This window comes from Streptococcus oralis, assembly GCF_026782375.1.
GTDB classification, from domain to species: domain Bacteria; phylum Bacillota; class Bacilli; order Lactobacillales; family Streptococcaceae; genus Streptococcus; species Streptococcus oralis_CL.
This window is the reverse complement of record NZ_JAKUWJ010000001.1, coordinates 841,240-860,313: the sequence shown is the minus strand read 5'-3', so window position 1 is coordinate 860,313 and position 19,074 is coordinate 841,240. Positions and strand designations below refer to the sequence as shown.

Here is a 19,074-nt window from a genome sequence, read left to right as displayed (position 1 = left end):
ACTTCTCTTTTTTGTATAAAAATTTAAGAAAAAGGAGAAAATTTTTCTATAAAAGCCTTTACAAAAAAATAAAAAGTGGTATAATTAGTATATAAGTTGGTGCAAACGTTTTCGTAAAACGTTTGCCTAAAATAAAATAAAGGAGATTTGAATGATGAAAGCTACATTCAAAAATGTCTTGTCTTTCGAGTTTTGGCAAAAATTCGGTAAGGCTTTGATGGTGGTTATCGCTGTTATGCCAGCGGCTGGATTGATGATTTCAATCGGTAAGTCGCTCGTGATGATTAACCCTAACTTTTCACCACTTGTAATTACTGGTGGTGTACTAGAGCAAATCGGTTGGGGAGTTATCGTTAACCTTCATATCTTGTTCGCCCTTGCTATCGGAGGAAGCTGGGCTAAAGAACGCGCTGGTGGTGCTTTTGCTGCTGGTCTTGCCTTTATCCTTATCAACCGTATCACAGGTACAATCTTTGGCGTATCTGGCGATATGCTAAAAGATCCAAATGCTATGGTTTCAACACTATTGGGTGGGTCAATCAAAGTTTCTGATTACTTTATCAGTGTTATGGAAGCTCCAGCACTTAACATGGGTGTTTTCGTAGGGATTATTTCTGGTTTTATAGGGGCAACTGCCTTTAACAAATACTATAACTTCCGTAAGCTTCCTGATGCACTTTCATTCTTTAACGGAAAACGTTTTGTACCGTTTGTAGTTATTGTTCGTTCAGTAATTGCTGCAATTGTTCTTTCAATTTTCTGGCCACTTGTTCAAACAGGTATCAATAGCTTTGGTATCTGGATTGCAAACTCTCAAGAAACTGCACCAATTCTAGCACCATTCTTGTATGGTACTTTGGAGCGTTTGCTCTTGCCATTTGGTCTTCACCACATGTTGACTATCCCAATGAACTACACAGCTCTTGGTGGTACTTATGAAGTCTTAACTGGTGCAGCAAAAGGTAGCCAAGTATTTGGTCAAGATCCACTTTGGCTTGCATGGGTAACAGACCTTGTAAACCTTAAAGGTACTGACGCTGGTCAATACCAACACTTGTTAGATACAGTACATCCAGCTCGTTTCAAAGTTGGACAAATGATCGGTTCATTTGGTATCTTGATGGGTGTTATCGTTGCTATCTACCGTAATGTTGATGCAGACAAGAAACACCAATACAAGGGTATGATGATTGCGACAGCCCTTGCAACATTCTTGACAGGGGTTACTGAACCAATCGAGTATATGTTCATGTTCATCGCGACACCGCTTTACCTTGTTTATTCAGTAGTTCAAGGTGCTGCCTTTGCTATGGCAGATATTGTTCACCTTCGTGTCCACTCATTCGGTTCAATTGAATTCTTGACTCGTACACCATTGGCAATTAATGCTGGTATTGGTATGGATATCGTTAACTTTATCTGGGTAACTGTTCTCTTTGCGGTTATCATGTACTTCATTGCCAACTTCATGATCAAAAAATTCAACTACGCAACCCCAGGACGTAACGGAAACTACGAAACAGCTGAAGGAGCATCAGAAGAAGCAGCTTCTGGAACTCCAAAAGTTGCAGCAGCTTCTCAAGCCGTAAATATCATTAACCTTCTTGGTGGTCGTGCAAATATCGTAGATGTGGATGCATGTATGACTCGTCTTCGTGTAACTGTTAAAGATGCAGATCGCGTTGGTACTGAGGAACAATGGAAAGCAGAAGGAGCTATGGGTCTTGTCATGAAAGGACAAGGTGTCCAAGCTATCTACGGACCAAAAGCTGACGTACTGAAATCTGATATCCAAGATATTCTTGACTCAGGTGAAATTATTCCTGAAACTCTTCCAAGCCAAATGACTGAAGCTCAACAAAACACTGTACACTACAAAGGTGTAACAGAGGAAGTTTACTCAGTAGCTGATGGTCAAGTTGTTGAATTGAGCGAAGTTAAAGATCCTGTTTTTGCTCAAAAAATGATGGGTGACGGTTTTGCAGTAGAACCAGCAAATGGAAATATCGTATCTCCAGTTTCTGGTACTGTATCAAGTGTCTTCCCAACTAAACATGCTCTCGGTCTTGTGACTGAAGCAGGTCTTGAAGTACTTGTTCACATCGGTTTGGACACAGTAAGTCTTGAAGGAAAACCATTCACAGTTCACGTAGCTGAAGGACAAAAGGTTGCTGCTGGTGATCTTCTTGTTACAGCTGACTTGGATGCTATCCGTGCAGCAGATCGTGAAACTTCAACAGTAGTTGTCTTCACAAATGCCGAAGCGATTAAATCTGTTAAATTAGAACAAACTGGTTCTCTTGCAGCGAAAACAGCAGTTGCAAAAGTAGAATTGTAATATACTTGAGGTTGGAAGCTGTTTTCCAACCTCTTGTTTTAGGAGAAAAGCATGAAATTTTTAACACTCAATACCCATAGTTGGATGGAGAAAGAAGCAGAAGAAAAATTCCAGCTCTTGCTCCAAGATATTCTTGATAAAGACTATGATTTGATTTGTTTCCAAGAAATCAATCAGGAAATCACTTCTCCTGAAGTGGAGGTTAATGACCTCTATCAAGCTTTGCCAGCGGCAGAGCCAATTCACCAAGACCACTATGTTAGACTTTTGGTTGAAAAATTGGCTGAGAAAGGAAGAAGCTTCTATTGGACCTGGGCCTATAACCATATCGGTTATGACCGATACCATGAGGGTGTTGCTATCTTATCCAAGACACCTATTCAAGCGCGTGAGATTTTAGTATCAGATGTAGATGATCCAACGGATTACCATACTCGCCGTGTTGCCTTGGCTGAGACAGAGGTTGAAGGCAAGGAACTGGCTCTTGCAAGCGTCCATCTTTCATGGTGGGATAAAGGTTTTCAGGAAGAATGGGCACGATTCGAGGCTGTACTGAAAGATTTGAAGAAACCTCTAATATTAGCAGGTGATTTCAATAATCCAGCTGGTCAGGAAGGTTATCAAGCTATCCTAGCTAGTCCTCTAGAGTTACAAGATGCTTTTGAAGTTGCCAAGGAGAGAAGTGGTAGCTATACAGTACCACCAGAAATTGATGGTTGGAAAGGCAATACCGAACCGCTTCGAATTGACTATGTCTTTACGACCAAAGAGTTAGAAGTAGAAAGCTTGCATGTAGTTTTTGATGGTCAGAATAGTCCGCAAGTCAGTGATCACTATGGTTTGAATGCCATTTTAAACTGGAAATAGAAAATGAAAGGGATTGTTCCCTTTCATTTTTTGCTAGTCGGACTTAACTACTGAAAATGTTCAAAATATGGTATAATGGTTAGATGAATAGAATCGAGGATAATATGTCATTTACGAAATTTCAGTTTAAAAACTATATAGAACAGGCTTTGGAGGAGTTGAAATTTGAGACTCCTACAGAGGTACAAGATAAGTTAATTCCTATAGTCTTGGCAGGTCGTGACTTGGTTGGTGAATCAAAAACAGGTTCTGGAAAGACTCATACTTTCTTGTTACCAATTTTCCAGCAATTAGATGAAACTAGCGATAGTGTGCAAGCAGTGATTACTGCTCCAAGTCGTGAGTTAGCTACTCAGATTTACCAAGCAGCACGTCAGATTGCAGCCCACTCAGATGTTGAAGTCCGTGTGGTTAACTATGTGGGGGGTACGGATAAGGCTCGTCAGATTGAAAAACTTGCCAGCAACCAACCACATATCGTTATCGGAACGCCAGGTCGCATCTATGACTTGGTCAAATCTGGTGATTTGGCTATTCACAAGGCCAAGACCTTTGTTGTCGATGAAGCCGATATGACCTTGGATATGGGATTCTTAGAGACAGTTGATAAGATAGCAGGAAGCCTTCCTAAGGACTTGCAATTCATGGTCTTTTCAGCAACCATTCCACAGAAGTTGCAGCCATTCTTGAAAAAATATTTATCAAATCCTGTTATGGAAAAAATCAAAACAAAAACAGTCATTTCTGATACCATTGATAACTGGTTGATTTCGACCAAGGGACGAGATAAAAATGCTCAGATTTATGAGTTGACGCAAGCCATGCAACCATATCTAGCCATGATTTTTGTTAATACCAAGACGCGTGCAGATGAATTGCATACATATCTAACAGCTCAAGGTTTGAAGGTAGCTAAGATTCATGGAGATATTGCTCCTCGTGAACGCAAGCGGATCATGAATCAGGTGAAAAATCTCGATTTTGAGTACATTGTCGCAACAGACTTGGCAGCGCGTGGAATTGATATTGAAGGTGTCAGTCATGTCATCAATGACGCCATTCCGCAAGACTTGTCCTTCTTTGTTCACCGTGTGGGACGTACTGGACGTAATGGTCTACCTGGTATAGCTATTACGCTTTACCAGCCAAGCGATGACTCGGATATCCGTGAGTTGGAGAAATTAGGAATCAAGTTTACTCCTAAGATGATCAAAGACGGAGAGTTTCAAGATACCTACGACCGTGATCGTCGTGCCAACCGTGAAAAGAAGCAGGATAAGCTTGATATTGAAATGATTGGCTTGGTTAAAAAGAAAAAGAAAAAAGTCAAACCAGGCTATAAGAAGAAGATTCAATGGGCGGTGGATGAAAAACGCCGCAAAACCAAGCGTGCTGAAAATCGTGCTCGTGGACGTGCCGAGCGTAAAGCCAAACGACAAACATTTTAAGTATAAAATTGGAGCTGCATAGCTCCTTTTTCTAACTTCGTTTTATGAATTTTTAAAAATACTGCAAAAAAAAGTAAAAAGTGGTATAATGATAAGGTTATATAGTCCCGATAAGATGGTAGAAATTTCTATCAGTACTTTGTAACTCGCAAAGAATGACGGCTCCAAAGTTGCTCGTCATTCTACGGTTGCCGCTATAAGGCGGTCACCCTATGCGCCTTACTAGCATCAGAAATAAAAAAGTATCGTTTTTATTTCTTTCGCGTCGTAACTCTTAGATAATGGAAATACCTACCAGTACTTTGTAACTCTATAACAATATTTTTTAAGGGGGGACATTTTTATGTCAGAACGTAAATTATTCACGTCTGAATCTGTATCTGAGGGGCATCCAGATAAGATTGCAGACCAAATTTCAGATGCGATTTTGGATGCTATTTTAGCAGAGGATCCAGAAGCGCACGTTGCTGCTGAGACAGCTGTATACACTGGATCTGTCCACGTTTTTGGTGAAATTTCGACAAATGCCTATGTGGACATTAACCGTGTGGTTCGCGATACTATTGCAGAGATTGGCTATACCAATACCGAGTATGGTTTTTCTGCGGAGACGGTGGGAGTTCATCCGTCACTTGTTGAGCAGTCACCAGATATCGCCCAAGGTGTGAACGAAGCCTTGGAAGTTCGTGGGAATGTAGATCAAGATCCACTGGACTTGATTGGAGCTGGTGACCAAGGTCTCATGTTTGGATTTGCAGTAGATGAGACAGAAGAACTCATGCCATTACCAATTTCACTTAGTCACAAACTGGTTCGTCGTTTGGCAGAACTTCGTAAATCTGGTGAACTCAGCTATCTTCGCCCAGATGCTAAATCACAAGTTACAGTTGAGTATGATGAAAATGATCGTCCAGTACGTGTGGACACGGTCGTTATTTCAACTCAGCACGACCCAGAAGTTAGTAATGAACAAATTCACAATGATGTGATTAGCAAGGTTATTAAAGAGGTGATCCCAGCTTCTTACTTGGATGAGCAAACAAAATTTTTCATCAACCCAACTGGTCGCTTTGTCATCGGTGGACCTCAAGGAGACTCCGGTTTGACTGGTCGTAAGATTATCGTGGATACTTATGGTGGCTACTCTCGTCACGGTGGTGGTGCCTTCTCTGGTAAGGATGCGACTAAGGTTGACCGCTCAGCCTCATATGCAGCTCGTTATATTGCTAAAAATATCGTTGCAGCAGGTCTTGCCAAGAAAGCAGAAGTTCAATTGGCCTACGCTATTGGTGTTGCGCAGCCTGTTTCTGTCCGTATCGATACCTTCGGTACAGGAACAGTAGCTGAAAGCAAGCTTGAAAAAGCAGCTCGTCAAATCTTTGACCTTCGCCCAGCAGGAATTATCCAAATGTTGGACCTCAAACGTCCAATTTACCGTCAAACAGCGGCCTATGGACACATGGGACGTACAGATATTGACCTTCCATGGGAACGTTTGGACAAGGTAGACGCTTTGAAAGAAGCTGTGAAATAAAAATAAAAGATTGGTAGAAACTACCAATCTTTTTTTGCAAAAGAAAACCAGCTTTTGGCTGGCTTTCTTATTTTGTAGGAATAGAAATTTCAATCAATTTATCTGAATAAAGCGTCTTGATATTAGCTTCATCGATATTATCTTTATCGATTTTGCGTTTCATGAAGAAATCTTGGATGGTTTCGATTTCTGGTTCACGAATAGCGCGGTGTTTGTTGGAAATGAGGATTTCATAGTGAAGCGGAGCTTGAGTGAAAATCACATCTGTGTTTCCAGCTGAATAAACTTCAACAAGCGTTGCGTCAGTGCTTTCTAATTGGCTTTTAACAAGTTGCGAGTGTGAATTAGTCGTGTTGATAAGCTTCATAATAGTTCCTCCGATTTTCTAACTCTATTATAGCACTTTTTGGATAAAATCGTGTATTTTAGTCAATTCCATGCTGGATTTTCCAAGCTTCAATTCCCCATTTGTGGCTACCACGTTTGAGTTTTTCTATTGCCTCGTCAATTGAAAACCAAGCAATATGATTAAAGTCTTCTATAGGTTTTTGTACTTCTTCGAAAGAAATAGCTTCGTAGAGATAAGCTGGATTGTAGTAGTAGGTGTCACGGTGGCGAGAGTAGAAATACTCATCAGCTTGTCCGAAATAGGTCCCGATTTCAGCAATAAAACCGAGTTCTTCGATGAGTTCTCTCTTCAGTGCTTCTTGATGGTCTTCTCCCTCTTCAATCTCTCCACCTGGCAAGAACCAAGCCCCATTGGGAGCTTGAACTAAAACGATTTGTTTTTTTTCAGGATCAGGAATAACTGCGTAAACACCATAGCGGTGCTGGTAGGTCACATTTTCTTTTTTTTCACCAAAAGTTGGGTTGGCCATTGAAATGTCCTCATTCTTTAGTATCTTTATTATTATCATAATGGACGAGGGGCAAGCTGTCAAGAATTTACAGTTATTTTAGTAAAAAAGGTGCAGAAATTGTTAGATTTCCTGCACCTGTTAGGTCGTTTTATTCTTCTTTTTCAGAATCAATCTCTTCTGTTTTTTCAGTTTTTTTGGCAGATTTGATTTGAATCTTGCCATTGCTTGTCATAACTGCCTTGAGGTTTTTTTCACTTGGATTTTCAAGGTAATAGTCTGTGATAGCATCCTCGATATGGTCTTGAATGGTACGGCGGAGTGGGCGCGCCCCCATTTTTGGATCATATCCCAAGTCAACCAACTTTTCCTTGACCTTGTCTGTCACATCGAGGTGGATATTGTTGCTGGAGAGGCGTTTGTTAACATCTGCTAGCATGAGTTCAACGATTTGGAGAAGGTTGTCCTTGCTGAGAGCTTTGAACTCGATGATGCCGTCAAAACGGTTCATAAACTCTGGACTAAAGAAGTTGCCGAGTTCACCGAGGACAGAGTTTGTTCGCCCTTCACGAGCGGCTCCAAAACCAACGCTGGCTTCGGCCTTACCAGTACCCGCATTTGAGGTCATGATAATGATAGCATCCTTAAAGCTAACTGTCCGTCCTTGCCCATCAGTCAAACGACCATCGTCTAAGACCTGAAGGAACATGTGCATGACATCAGGGTGAGCTTTCTCGACTTCATCGAGAAGGATGAGAGAGTAGGGATTACGGCGAACTTTTTCCGTTAACTGACCAGCTTCATCATAGCCGACATAACCTGGAGGGGCTCCGACCAATTTAGCTACACTATGTTTTTCCATGTATTCACTCATATCAAAGCGAATCATGCTATCAGCTGAACCAAAAAGTTCAATGGCTAGTTGTTTGGAAAGTTCTGTCTTACCGACACCAGTTGGTCCGACAAAGAGGAAACTTCCGATTGGGCGGTTGGGAGTTCCAAGTCCAACACGATTACGACGGATGGCTTTAGCAATCTTATCGACAGCCTCGTCTTGTCCGATAACATGGGACTTGAGGTCGTCTGCTAGATGGATAAGCTGAGACTGTTCTTTTTCTTTTAGCTCCCCAACAGGGATATTAGTTTTCTGCTCAATGATATGCTCAATGGTTTTCTCGCTAATGATAGGAGTATCCTGGTCAGTCACCTTGTTTTTCTGCATTTCCTTGTACTTGGCAATCTGATCGCGGAAGTAGGCAGCTTTTTCAAAGTCTTCCTCTCGCGTAGCTTTAGCCTTGAGATTCTCAGCCTCAATTAAACGCTGGTCGATCACTTTGGGATCCACAAAGTTTAGGGTCAGATTCATCTTTGAACCGGCTTCGTCCAACAGGTCAATAGCCTTGTCAGGTAAGAAGCGGTCTTGGATATAGCGATTGGAAAGATTTGCAGCTGCTTCGATAGCAGCATCAGTATACTTGACGTGATGGTAGTCTTCGTATTTCTTTTGAACCCCTTTGAGGATGATAATGGTTTCTTCGACAGTTGGTTCATCTACCTTGACAGGCTGCATACGGCGCTCGAGAGCGGCATCTTTTTCAATGATACGGTATTCATTGAGAGTAGTAGCACCAACCAACTGCAATTCACCACGGGCAAGGGCAGGTTTGAGGATATTACCTGCATCCATATTGCCATCGCCAGCAGATCCTGCACCGACAATTTCATGGATTTCATCGATAAAGAGAATGATATCCTCACGTTTGCGTATCTCTTCCATGAGCTTTTGCATACGCTCTTCAAATTGACCTCGAATCCCTGTTCCTTGAACTAGACTGACCACATCCAGACGGATGACTTGCTTGCCTTGGAGTTTATGGGGAACATCACCATCAACGATTTTTTGAGCCAGACCTTCAACAACGGCTGTTTTACCAACACCGGGTTCACCGATAAGGACAGGATTGTTTTTGGTTCGACGGTTGAGGATTTCGATAACACGGATTATTTCTTCGTCTCGACCGATAACAGGGTCAATATCTCCTCGACGGGCAATCTCAGTAACATTGATTCCATACTCTTCTAGAAGACCTTTCTCTTGACTTGGAGGCGGTGTTTGAATGGGTCCGCGATTTTGAGGTCCGTAGCCACCATTACCTCCATATCCTCCACCTGATTGAGTTGGAGGGACATTATTAGAAGAAGGTCTGAAATTATTCAAATCATTGAAAAAGTCTCCAAAAGGATCAAAGTCACGATTGTTTAGGTCAGTCATTCCTTTAAAGAGGGTATTGTTTGGGTCTGTTTTGATAATTTTATAGCAATTTTGACAGAGATCAATTTGTTTTTGCTGTCCATTGAGATTGGTATAAAGATGAATTGTTGAGTCGTTAATTTTACAGTTTTGACAGAGCATACATCTACCTCATTTCATTCTTATTCTTTGTCTAATAAAAAGGTCAAGAATAGTCAAAGTTCTATACTCTCATTATAGCATGATTAAGGTGTAAAGCAAGTAAAAAGATTGGGAAGTGGTCGTTTTTAAGAGAGGGATTCATGGAGAATTAAGCGACTTGAAGGTAAGAAAAAATCCCATTTGTGGTGACAAAAAGGATTCTCATTCATCGGGACTTACTGCCCGTTGTTTTTATGTTAGTAAAGGAGTTCGTAGATCTCCATTGCAATCAAGTCAATGCTATCAAAGGTATAGGTTTCACGAGCTTCAACATCGCGAAGGGTGAAGAGTGATCCATTTTCTTCGTCATAGCTGTAAGCAACTTCTGCAACAACAACTCCTTCACGTTCAAAATTACGTTTTAGATTTCCGCCATCTTTTGTCATAGCTTCTAAGCGGTTGATGATTCTAACCAAATGTGATTCCATTATGATTCTCCTCCATTTCTTATCGTTACTATTTTACCATAAACCACGGGGACTTGACTAGAAAAAACTAAGATTTCTCGCTATTTCTCTTTTGCATAAAATTATTGGTGAAAATCAGTGAAAAAAGATTGAATTTTAATTCAATTCATGTTATAATCATACAATCTAATATTTAGAAAGTTGAGTTTATATGAATTTTTCCTTTTTACCAAAGTATTTACCTTATTTTAATTATGGTGCTCTTATCACGGTGGTGATTTCAATTCTGGTAGTCTTTTTCGGTACCATTCTAGGTGTCTTATTGGCCTTTGCTCAACGTTCACGTTTTAAACCACTTGTCTGGTTTGCAAATGTCTATGTATGGATTTTCCGAGGAACACCGATGATGGTGCAAATTATGATTGCTTTTGCCCTCATGCATATCGATGCGCCCACTATTCAAGTAGGGATTTTAGGTGTGGACCTTTCTCGTTTAATTCCAGGTATTTTGATTATCTCGATGAACAGTGGTGCTTATGTGTCTGAAACTGTTCGTGCGGGGATCAATGCGGTTCCTAAAGGGCAGTTAGAGGCCGCATATTCTCTCGGTATTCGTCCGAAAAATGCCATGCGTTATGTTATTTTACCACAGGCAATTAAGAATATTTTGCCAGCATTGGGAAATGAATTTATTACCATTATCAAGGATAGTTCGCTTTTGTCAGCGATTGGGGTGATGGAGTTGTGGAATGGTGCAACGACTGTAGCAACAACAACTTATTTACCCTTGACTCCCCTTTTATTTGCAGCCTTTTACTATTTGATTATGACCTCTGTTTTGACAGTGGCGTTGAAAGCATTTGAAAAACATATTGGACAAGGAGACAAAAAATAATGACAGAAACCTTGATAAAAATTGAAGGCTTGCATAAGTCTTTTGGGAAAAACGAAGTCTTGAAAGGGATTGACCTTGAGATCAAACGAGGGGAAGTCGTGGTAATTATTGGTCCGTCGGGTAGCGGAAAATCAACCCTCCTTCGTTCGATGAATCTCCTTGAAGAAGCAAGTAAAGGCAAGGTTATCTTTGAAGGAGTTGATATCACTGATAAGAAAAATGACCTTTTTGCTATGCGTGAAAAGATGGGAATGGTATTCCAACAATTTAACCTCTTTCCCAATATGACAGTGATGGAAAATATCACTTTGTCACCAATTAAAACCAAAGGTGAAAGCAAGGAAGTTGCGGAGAAGAGAGCACAGGAACTGCTAGAAAAAGTTGGCTTGCCAGATAAGGCAACGGCCTATCCACAGAGTTTGTCAGGTGGGCAGCAACAACGGATTGCCATTGCACGTGGACTTGCTATGGAACCAGATGTTTTGCTCTTTGATGAACCGACTTCAGCCTTAGACCCTGAGATGGTTGGAGAAGTTCTAGCTGTTATGCAAGACCTTGCCAAGTCAGGGATGACCATGGTGATTGTGACGCATGAAATGGGCTTTGCCCGCGAGGTGGCAGACCGTGTTATCTTTATGGCGGATGGGGTTGTTGTCGAAGATGGAAGGCCAGAGGAGATTTTTGACCAAACCCAAGAACAACGGACCAAGGATTTTTTGAGTAAGGTTTTGTAAAACCTCATTTTTAGAAGAAATGGAGTAGGCATCATGGCTTCAAGTAAGGAATATTTAGCTTTTATTCTCAATCAGTTTTCAGAGCTAGAGGAGATGAGTTATCGTCAAATGATGGGTGAGTATATCCTTTATTATCGTGGGAAGATTATTGGGGGAATCTATGATAATCGTTTGTTACTGAAGCCTGTGAAAGTGGTCATGGATCAATTGGGACAGACTAGGCTTGAACGTCCTTATGAAGGAGCTAAGGAGATGATTCTGATAGAAGACATTGAAGATAAGTCATTTCTAGCGAGACTAATCAGGGATATGTATGAAGTCTTACCGGCTCCAAAAGTTAAAAAGAAAGCATGACAGATTTACCTAATATCAATAGGCACTAAAAGCTCGACAAGAGCTTTTTCTTATAGTTTCAAACTATAAGGTCTATTAGTCAGGAAGTGTTAGAATGGCAAGTCATTTTTTGATATAATAGAGGATATTTGACAGAAAAGAGAAGTGATATGACACAGATTATTGATGGGAAGGCTCTTGCAGCTAAGTTACAAGGACAATTGGCTGAAAAGACCGCCAAACTAAAGGAAGAAACAGGTTTAGTTCCAGGTTTGGTGGTTATTTTGGTTGGGGACAATCCAGCCAGCCAAGTCTACGTTCGCAACAAGGAACGGTCAGCTCTTGCTGCAGGATTCCATAGTGAAGTAGTGCGAGTTCCTGAAACCATTACACAAGCGGAATTGTTAGACTTGATTGCTAAATACAATCAAGATCCAGCTTGGCATGGGATTTTGGTCCAGTTGCCTTTACCTAAACATATTGACGAAGAGGCTGTTTTGTTTGCCATTGAGCCAGAAAAGGATGTGGATGGTTTTCATCCGCTAAACATGGGGCGTCTTTGGTCAGGGCATCCAGTTATGATTCCTTCAACTCCTGCTGGGATTATGGAGATGTTTCATGAGTATGGGATTGAGCTGGAAGGAAAAAATGCGGTCGTTATTGGTCGTTCGAATATCGTTGGGAAGCCGATGGCCCAGCTTCTTTTAGACAAGAATGCTACTGTTACTCTAACTCATTCCCGTACAAAAGATCTAGCTCAAGTAGCATCGCAAGCAGATATTCTTGTTGTAGCTATCGGTCGTGCTAAGTTTGTCACAGCTGACTTTGTCAAACCTGGTGCAGTGGTCATTGATGTCGGCATGAACCGCGATGAGAATGGCAAATTGTGTGGCGATGTGGATTATGATGCCGTTGCACCACTTGCCAGCCACATCACGCCAGTACCTGGTGGAGTTGGCCCTATGACCATTACCATGCTGATGGAGCAAACCTATGAAGCAACGCTTCGTACACTGAACAAGGATTAGGAAAATGAAATTCGTATTTGATCTGGATGGGACGCTGTCTTTTGACTATATGACCATAGATGAGGAGATTAAGCAGGTTCTTTTAAAGGCTGGCGATTATGGACATGAGGTTGTATTTGCCTCAGCTCGCTCATATCGGGATTGTTTGGGCTTATTAGGTACCGATCTCAGTCAGCGCTTGGTCATAGGTTTGAATGGAGGCGTAGCCTATTATCTGGGGAAAGTCATCTATGAGAAAAATCTCGATGCTAGAGTTTATCAGGCGCTAGTGGATTATTGCCAGACCTATAATCTCCCTTTCTTTGCAGATGATTGCTTTGACTATAGTGGTCAGATTGTGGAAAAAATTCCATTTATCTCCAGCGTGGATCCCCTAAAGGTGGCTCGTCACCAGAAACTCGAGGACTTGGGTACTCCGATTAAGGTAGTCGTTTATATGGGAGACCATGAGGATTTGCTTGATGACCTGCTTGGTCAGTTAGAAAGACTGGGGCAGGCTCATCTGTCCTATCATGCGCATGAAAAGTGTCTTTATGTCAACCCCTTGGACACTCATAAGGCGACAACTGTTGAAAAGTTATGTGGAGAGAACTTCATTGCTTTTGGAAATGACCAAAACGATATTGAGCTCTTTAAAACATCTCTCTACTCTGTCCGGATAGGCGATTTTGCTGGTCTTAGTCCATATACAGATGAAACGGTTGAGCTAAAAGGAGAACCTTCTCCAGCAGTGGCAGCTAAAATCTTACAGACCTTTGCGGAATTTAAGGGAAAATAGATAAAAGGAGGTCTGGACCTCCTTTTATAGTATAATGGAGTGAGAGGAAATAACGATGAAAGTGATTGAACAAACTTTATTAGAAAAAGTCATTGTGGAACGTTCTCGTCACAGCCATAAGGGAGATTACGGTCGCCTGCTCTTACTTGGAGGGACCTATCCTTATGGGGGAGCTATCATCATGTCAGCCATTGCAGCTGTTAAAAGTGGGGCAGGTTTGGTGACTGTTGGCACGGATAAGGAGAATATTCCGGCTTTGCACAGCCATTTACCTGAAGCCATGGCTTTTTCTCTAAAGGATAAAGCATTACTAAAGGAACAGTTCGAGAAGGCAGAAGTTGTCTTGCTGGGTCCAGGTCTGCGAGAGGATGCCTTCGGAGAAGAACTTGTAAAACGGGTTTTTGATAAGCTCAGAAATGACCAGATTTTGATTATTGATGGTGGTGCTTTGGGCATCTTAGCAAAAGGTCATTTGCCATTCCCATCTAGTCAGATCATCCTAACTCCCCACCAAAAGGAATGGGAAAGACTATCTGGTATAGCTCTTGACCATCAAAATACAGAGACGATTGCTAGGGCTCTTTCATCTTTTCCTCAAGGAACGATTCTAGTCGAGAAGGGTCCAGCGACTCGTATCTGGCAAACTGGCAAATCTGAATACTATCAACTGGAGGTTGGAGGCCCCTATCAAGCAACTGGTGGGATGGGAGATACTTTGGCTGGGATGATTGCAGGTTTTGCAGGTCAGTTTCCACATGTCAATCTCTATGAACGCGTAGTAGTAGCGACCCATCTGCACTCAGCTATCGCGCAAGAACTTTCTCAAGAACACTATCTTGTCTTACCAACGGAAATTAGCAAGACACTTCCGAAAAAAATGAAAAAAATATCCCAAAAAGGCAACTAATTCCTTGGTTGTCTTTTCATATTGATGTAACTATCCTGTTAAGTTTTTCAAACATCTCAGAACTGGCAAGCAACTGCTGAACTTGCGAGAAATTCTCACTTTTAAGGTCTTGATTTTTACTCAAATTCAAAAGAAAAGCGAGATTGTTATCAAAGTTGAGGGGTGTCAAATCATGCTTTTTTTGATATAATTTTTAATGATGAATGCGAGAAATGATCGGTATGTGGTTGTTGATTTAGAGGCGACTAGCACCGGAAGCAAGGCAAAAATTATTCAAGTAGGCATTGTGGTGATTGAGAATGGCGAAATTGTCGATCAGTATGCGACTGATGTCAATCCCCATGAACCCTTGGATTCTCATATCAAAGAATTAACGGGTCTGACCGATCAGCGTTTGGCTGCGGCACCAGAGTTTTCTCAGGTGGCTGGAAAAATTTTTGAATTGGTTAAGGACGGTGTTTTTGTTGCGCACAATGTACAGTTTGATGCCAACCTTCTTGCAGAATTCCTCTTTTTTGAAGGATATGAATTGCGCACACCGCGGGTGGATACAGTTGAATTAGCCCAAGTTCTATATCCTCAGTTTGAAAAGTACAATTTAGGTATTCTTTGTCAAGAGTTGGGAATTGAACTAGAACAGGCCCATACTGCCCTATCTGATGCTCAGGCAACAGCAGAACTCTTGCTTTACATGCGTCAAAAACTCTTCGAGCTACCTAAAGGGCTCTTAGAAAGCTTGTTAGACCTTGCAGATAACCTTCTCTATGAAAGCTATCTAGTGATTGAGGAGGTCTATCAGCAACAATCTCTCCTCTCCTCTCCGGAATTGATAGAACTACACGGACTTTTCCTGAGAAAGGAAAGTCAAGCATTAGTCCCACGCAAATTATCCAAAGATTTTGCTAAAAACATTTCCTTATTGGGCTTGGAGGAGCGTCCGCAACAGCTGGATTTTGCGGAGAAGATTGAGCACTTATTGGAAGAATACCAGACTTCTTTTATCCAAGCTCAAACGGGATTGGGTAAGACATACGGCTATCTCCTCCCAGCTTTGAACTCGGAGAGTGAATCTGGAATTTTAGTGAGCGTTCCGACCAAAATTCTTCAAAATCAAATCATGCAAGAAGAAGGTCAGCGTTTAAAAGAGGTTTTCCATCTGGAAATCCATAGTCTCAAGGGGCCTCAAAATTATTTAAAACTGGATGCCTTTCACAGAGTTCTCCATCGATCTGAGTCCAATCGTCTTTTCACACGCTTTAAAATGCAACTGCTCATCTGGCTAACGGAGACAGAGATTGGTGACTTGGACGAAATCGGCCAGCTTTATCGCTATCAGCATTTTCTGCCTGAACTAGTCCACGATGGTAAGCTTTCAAAGAAAAGCCTATTTGCTACAGAAGATTTTTGGAAACGAGGTCAGGAAAAAGCCAAGACTAGTCGTGTTCTCTTGACAAATCATGCCTATCTGGTCACTCGTTTGGAGGACAATCCCGAGTTTGTCGATAACCGTTTGCTGATCTTGGATGAAGCTCAAAAAATGCTATTAGCTCTTGAAAATCTAGCCCAGCAGGCTTATCGCCTTGAGGATCTTGTAACTCAAATTGAAAAGTCCTTGGAGACAGAGGAAAATTTGATTCAGAAACGCTTGCTTGAGAGTATAGGTTTTGAATGTCGTTACTTGATGGAGCAGTATCAGTCAAGTCTGAAGAATGGAAAGTGGTTGGATTCTCTCGAACACTTGCGCCAACATTTTTCAGAGTTAGCTCTCCCAGAGTATAGAGAGATTGCAAACTTTTTTACGTCGGACCGTGAATTTTGGCTTGCTACGGCAGAGAAATCGAGTAAGGATGTTTTGATTTGTTCAAGCAAAAACGGTCGCTTTATACTAGCAGACTTATTGCCAGAAGATTGTAGGCTCCTAGGAGTATCGGCTACTCTTGAAATCAGCAATCGGGTTTCCCTAGCAGATTTATTGGGATTTCCAGATGCTCCGCTTGTGAGGCTTGATGTAGCAAAACAGGAGCAACAAGAAGTCTATCTAATTGATGACTTTCCTCTCGTTACCGAAGTTTCGCCTTTTGACTATGCGAGTGAAGTGGCTTCTGTCATCCGACGTTTACAAGCATTTCAAGAACCCTTATTGGTTTTGTTTACCTCAAAAGAGATGTTACTGGCAGTTTCGGACTTGCTAGACCAACCTCATCTAGCTCAGTATAAAAATGGGGAACCAAGCCAACTGAAAAAACGTTTTGAAAAAGGTGAACGCCAGATCTTGCTTGGAACAGGTAGTTTCTGGGAAGGAGTTGATTTTTCAACCCATCCATTTGTACTTCAAGTGATTCCGAGATTGCCTTTCCAAAATCCACAAGAACCGTTAACCAAAAAATTAAACCAAGAACTACGTCGTGAAGGAAAAAATCCCTTCTATGATTATCAATTGCCGATGGCTATTATTCGGCTAAAACAAGCATTGGGTCGTACTGTTAGACGGCCTGACCAAGGTTCGGTTGCTGTAATCTTAGACAGTCGTGTTGTCAGCAAGCGCTATGGCAAACAAATCGCCCAAACCTTGTCAAAAGAAAGAACGGTTCGGGTTCTTGCTAGAGAACAGCTAGAGTCTGCAGTAGCAGATTTTCTCCAATCTCGTCGCAATAGAATGAAAGAAAAATCCAAGAAAGAGAAAAGGTAAAAAATATGAAACGTTCCTTCGACTCTCGAGTCGACTATAGCCTCCTCCTACCAGTGTTTTGTTTACTGGTGATTGGAGTAGTGGCCATTTATATAGCAGTTAGTCATGACTATCCAAATAATGTATTACCAATTCTAGGCCAGCAAATCGCTTGGATTGCTTTAGGGCTTGTTATTGGCTTTGTCGTCATGTTCTTCAATACCGAGTTTTTATGGAAGGTGACTCCCTATCTTTATGGTCTAGGGCTAGCTTTGATGGTCCTCCCTCTTGTTTTCTACAACCCAAATCTTGTAGCGTCAACAGGTGCTAAGAACTGGGTATCAATCGGTGGAACGACACTCTTTCAGCCATCGGAGTTCATGAAGATTTCCTACATCTTGATATTAGCTCGAGTCATTGTGCAATTCACTCAAAAGCACAAGGAGTGGCGCCGAACCATCCCTTTGGATTTCCTGCTGATTATTTGGATGATTGGCTTTACTATTCCAGTGCTGGTTCTTTTAGCCCTACAAAGTGACTTAGGGACTGCCTTGGTCTTTGTAGCTATTTTTGCAGGAATGGTGCTCCTTTCAGGCGTTTCGTGGAAGATTATCATTCCAGTTTTTGTTACGGGAGTGACTGCAGTAGGAGGCTTCCTAGCGATTTTTATCAGTAAAGATGGTCGTGCTTTCTTGCACCAGATTGGGATGCCGACCTACCAGATTAACCGTATTTTGGCTTGGCTCAATCCCTTTGACTTTGCGCAAACAACAACTTACCAACAGGCGCAAGGGCAAATTGCGATTGGAAGTGGTGGCTTATTTGGGCAAGGGTTCAATGTGTCCAATCTCCTCATTCCAGTACGTGAGAGTGATATGATTTTCACAGTGATTGCGGAAGATTTTGGCTTCATAGGATCAGTCTTTGTCATTGCTTTGTACTTACTTCTTATCTATCGGATGTTGAAGATTACGCTTAGATCAAATAACCAGTTCTATACCTATATTTCGACTGGCTTTATCATGATGCTGCTCTTCCATATCTTTGAAAATATTGGCGCTGTGACAGGCTTGCTTCCTCTGACTGGGATACCTTTACCTTTCATCTCTCAAGGGGGGTCCGCTATTATTAGTAACCTCATCGGTGTCGGTCTCCTCTTGTCTATGAGTTACCAGACCAATCTAGCTGAAGAAAAGAGTGGAAAAGTTCCATTCAAACGAAAGAAAGTCGTCCTAAAACAAATCAAATAAGGAGGTCGCTATGGCAAAAGTAGCAGTTATCTTAGCAAATGGCTTTGAAGAAATCGAAGCCTTGACAGTAGTCGATGTCTTGCGTCGAGCAAATATTTCTTGTGATATGCTAGGATTTGAAGACCAGGTGACAGGATCACATGACATTCAGGTGAAAGCCGATCGTGTCTTTGATGGTGATTTATCCGACTATGACTTGCTCGTTCTTCCAGGTGGCATGCCTGGATCAGCAAATCTACGGGATAATCAAGCCCTCATTTCTGAGATTCAAGCCTTTAACCAAGAAGGAAAGAAGATTTCGGCTATCTGCGCAGCCCCAATCGCCCTCCATCAAGCAGGTGTTTTAAAAGACAAACACTTTACCTGTTATGACGGTGTTCAGAAGCAAATTACTGACGGGATTTACCAAAAGGAAACAGTGGTTGTGGATGGCAATCTAACAACCAGCCGAGGACCGTCAACAGCCCTTGCCTTTGCCTATGAATTGGTGGATCAGTTGGGAGGAGATGCCGAAAGTTTACGAGTCGGCATGCTCTATCGAGATGTCTTTAGAAATCAACAGTAAAACGAGAGTTCGG

Annotated in this window: 17 protein-coding genes; 13 read left to right on the top strand and 4 right to left on the bottom strand. The window is 41.7% G+C overall.

Going from position 1 to position 19,074, the window contains the following annotated elements:
* The first annotated feature begins 151 nt into the window (after positions 1–151).
* The 4 genes from MK409_RS04290 (at position 152) to metK (ending at position 6,187) form a co-directional block, all read left to right on the top strand.
* Complete coding sequence (locus MK409_RS04290) at positions 152–2,338, top strand: PTS transporter subunit IIBC (protein WP_096407820.1); 2,187 nt, start codon at positions 152–154, stop codon at positions 2,336–2,338.
* Positions 2,339–2,389: 51 nt separating this feature from the next.
* Positions 2,390–3,205: an endonuclease/exonuclease/phosphatase family protein gene (locus MK409_RS04285; protein ID WP_268705454.1), complete on the top strand. Its 816-nt coding sequence runs from the start codon at positions 2,390–2,392 to the stop codon at positions 3,203–3,205.
* Between the two features lie 104 nt (positions 3,206–3,309).
* Positions 3,310–4,653 carry a DEAD/DEAH box helicase gene (locus MK409_RS04280; protein WP_268705625.1) on the top strand — a complete coding sequence of 448 codons (1,344 nt, stop codon included), beginning with the start codon at positions 3,310–3,312 and terminating at the stop codon, positions 4,651–4,653.
* 343 nt (positions 4,654–4,996) lie between these two features.
* Positions 4,997–6,187, top strand: coding sequence for a methionine adenosyltransferase (metK, locus tag MK409_RS04275; RefSeq protein WP_268705453.1), 1,191 nt, complete (start codon positions 4,997–4,999; stop codon positions 6,185–6,187).
* 67 nt (positions 6,188–6,254) lie between these two features.
* Here metK and MK409_RS04270 read toward each other — a convergent pair whose 3' ends face one another.
* The 4 genes from MK409_RS04270 to MK409_RS04255 form a co-directional block, all read right to left on the bottom strand.
* Complete coding sequence (locus tag MK409_RS04270; RefSeq protein WP_000767191.1) at positions 6,255–6,554, bottom strand: DUF1827 family protein; 300 nt, start codon at positions 6,552–6,554, stop codon at positions 6,255–6,257.
* A gap of 58 nt (positions 6,555–6,612) precedes the next feature.
* Positions 6,613–7,065, bottom strand: coding sequence for an NUDIX hydrolase (locus MK409_RS04265; protein ID WP_268705452.1), 453 nt, complete (start codon positions 7,063–7,065; stop codon positions 6,613–6,615).
* A gap of 130 nt (positions 7,066–7,195) precedes the next feature.
* Positions 7,196–9,457, bottom strand: a complete 2,262-nt coding sequence (locus MK409_RS04260; RefSeq protein ID WP_268705451.1) for an ATP-dependent Clp protease ATP-binding subunit — start codon at positions 9,455–9,457, stop codon at positions 7,196–7,198.
* 236 nt (positions 9,458–9,693) lie between these two features.
* Positions 9,694–9,924, bottom strand: a complete 231-nt coding sequence (locus MK409_RS04255) for a DUF1797 family protein (protein WP_000443579.1) — start codon at positions 9,922–9,924, stop codon at positions 9,694–9,696.
* A gap of 190 nt (positions 9,925–10,114) precedes the next feature.
* On the opposite strand from MK409_RS04255, the gene MK409_RS04250 reads away from it, so the two are divergent.
* The 9 genes from MK409_RS04250 (at position 10,115) to MK409_RS04210 (ending at position 19,061) form a co-directional block, all read left to right on the top strand.
* Entirely contained in the window at positions 10,115–10,798 is a 684-nt protein-coding gene (locus MK409_RS04250; protein ID WP_268705450.1) for an amino acid ABC transporter permease, read from the top strand.
* Positions 10,798–11,532, top strand: a complete 735-nt coding sequence (locus MK409_RS04245; RefSeq protein WP_143989385.1) for an amino acid ABC transporter ATP-binding protein — start codon at positions 10,798–10,800, stop codon at positions 11,530–11,532. Before MK409_RS04250 ends, MK409_RS04245 begins: the two co-directional genes overlap by 1 nt.
* 33 nt (positions 11,533–11,565) lie before the next feature.
* Entirely contained in the window at positions 11,566–11,886 is a 321-nt protein-coding gene (locus MK409_RS04240; protein ID WP_268705449.1) for a TfoX/Sxy family protein, read from the top strand.
* A gap of 149 nt (positions 11,887–12,035) precedes the next feature.
* Positions 12,036–12,893, top strand: coding sequence for a bifunctional methylenetetrahydrofolate dehydrogenase/methenyltetrahydrofolate cyclohydrolase (locus MK409_RS04235; protein WP_268705448.1), 858 nt, complete (start codon positions 12,036–12,038; stop codon positions 12,891–12,893).
* Positions 12,894–12,897: 4 nt separating this feature from the next.
* Positions 12,898–13,671 carry an HAD hydrolase family protein gene (locus MK409_RS04230; RefSeq protein WP_268705447.1) on the top strand — a complete coding sequence of 258 codons (774 nt, stop codon included), beginning with the start codon at positions 12,898–12,900 and terminating at the stop codon, positions 13,669–13,671.
* Between the two features lie 55 nt (positions 13,672–13,726).
* A complete protein-coding gene (locus MK409_RS04225; protein ID WP_268705446.1) occupies positions 13,727–14,578 on the top strand; it encodes an NAD(P)H-hydrate dehydratase in 852 nt (283 codons plus the stop codon).
* A 199-nt stretch (positions 14,579–14,777) separates the two neighbouring features.
* On the top strand, positions 14,778–17,267 hold the full coding sequence (locus MK409_RS04220) for a bifunctional DnaQ family exonuclease/ATP-dependent helicase (protein WP_419152992.1): 2,490 nt from the start codon (positions 14,778–14,780) through the stop codon (positions 17,265–17,267).
* Between the two features lie 5 nt (positions 17,268–17,272).
* The gene (locus tag MK409_RS04215) at positions 17,273–18,496 is read left to right on the top strand and encodes an FtsW/RodA/SpoVE family cell cycle protein (protein WP_268705444.1); all 1,224 of its coding nucleotides are present in this window, start codon (positions 17,273–17,275) and stop codon (positions 18,494–18,496) included.
* Positions 18,497–18,506: 10 nt separating this feature from the next.
* Positions 18,507–19,061 carry a DJ-1 family glyoxalase III gene (locus tag MK409_RS04210; RefSeq protein ID WP_268705443.1) on the top strand — a complete coding sequence of 185 codons (555 nt, stop codon included), beginning with the start codon at positions 18,507–18,509 and terminating at the stop codon, positions 19,059–19,061.
* Positions 19,062–19,074 lie beyond the last annotated feature (13 nt).

Excerpts from the sequence above, each read along its gene's own strand:
- MK409_RS04290 (WP_096407820.1), top strand. The coding sequence starts at position 152 with ATGATGAAAGCTACATTCAAAAATGTCTTGTCTTTCGAGTTTTGGCAA.
- MK409_RS04280 (WP_268705625.1), top strand. The coding sequence starts at position 3,310 with ATGTCATTTACGAAATTTCAGTTTAAAAACTATATAGAACAGGCTTTG.
- MK409_RS04285 (WP_268705454.1), top strand. The coding sequence starts at position 2,390 with ATGAAATTTTTAACACTCAATACCCATAGTTGGATGGAGAAAGAAGCA.
- MK409_RS04260 (WP_268705451.1), bottom strand. The coding sequence starts at position 9,457 with ATGCTCTGTCAAAACTGTAAAATTAACGACTCAACAATTCATCTTTAT.
- MK409_RS04245 (WP_143989385.1), top strand. The coding sequence starts at position 10,798 with ATGACAGAAACCTTGATAAAAATTGAAGGCTTGCATAAGTCTTTTGGG.
- MK409_RS04270 (WP_000767191.1), bottom strand. The coding sequence starts at position 6,554 with ATGAAGCTTATCAACACGACTAATTCACACTCGCAACTTGTTAAAAGC.
- MK409_RS04265 (WP_268705452.1), bottom strand. The coding sequence starts at position 7,065 with ATGGCCAACCCAACTTTTGGTGAAAAAAAAGAAAATGTGACCTACCAG.
- MK409_RS04235 (WP_268705448.1), top strand. The coding sequence starts at position 12,036 with ATGACACAGATTATTGATGGGAAGGCTCTTGCAGCTAAGTTACAAGGA.
- MK409_RS04230 (WP_268705447.1), top strand. The coding sequence starts at position 12,898 with ATGAAATTCGTATTTGATCTGGATGGGACGCTGTCTTTTGACTATATG.
- MK409_RS04225 (WP_268705446.1), top strand. The coding sequence starts at position 13,727 with ATGAAAGTGATTGAACAAACTTTATTAGAAAAAGTCATTGTGGAACGT.
- MK409_RS04240 (WP_268705449.1), top strand. The coding sequence starts at position 11,566 with ATGGCTTCAAGTAAGGAATATTTAGCTTTTATTCTCAATCAGTTTTCA.
- MK409_RS04215 (WP_268705444.1), top strand. The coding sequence starts at position 17,273 with ATGAAACGTTCCTTCGACTCTCGAGTCGACTATAGCCTCCTCCTACCA.
- MK409_RS04250 (WP_268705450.1), top strand. The coding sequence starts at position 10,115 with ATGAATTTTTCCTTTTTACCAAAGTATTTACCTTATTTTAATTATGGT.
- MK409_RS04255 (WP_000443579.1), bottom strand. The coding sequence starts at position 9,924 with ATGGAATCACATTTGGTTAGAATCATCAACCGCTTAGAAGCTATGACA.
- MK409_RS04210 (WP_268705443.1), top strand. The coding sequence starts at position 18,507 with ATGGCAAAAGTAGCAGTTATCTTAGCAAATGGCTTTGAAGAAATCGAA.
- MK409_RS04220 (WP_419152992.1), top strand. The coding sequence starts at position 14,778 with ATGAATGCGAGAAATGATCGGTATGTGGTTGTTGATTTAGAGGCGACT.
- metK (WP_268705453.1), top strand. The coding sequence starts at position 4,997 with ATGTCAGAACGTAAATTATTCACGTCTGAATCTGTATCTGAGGGGCAT.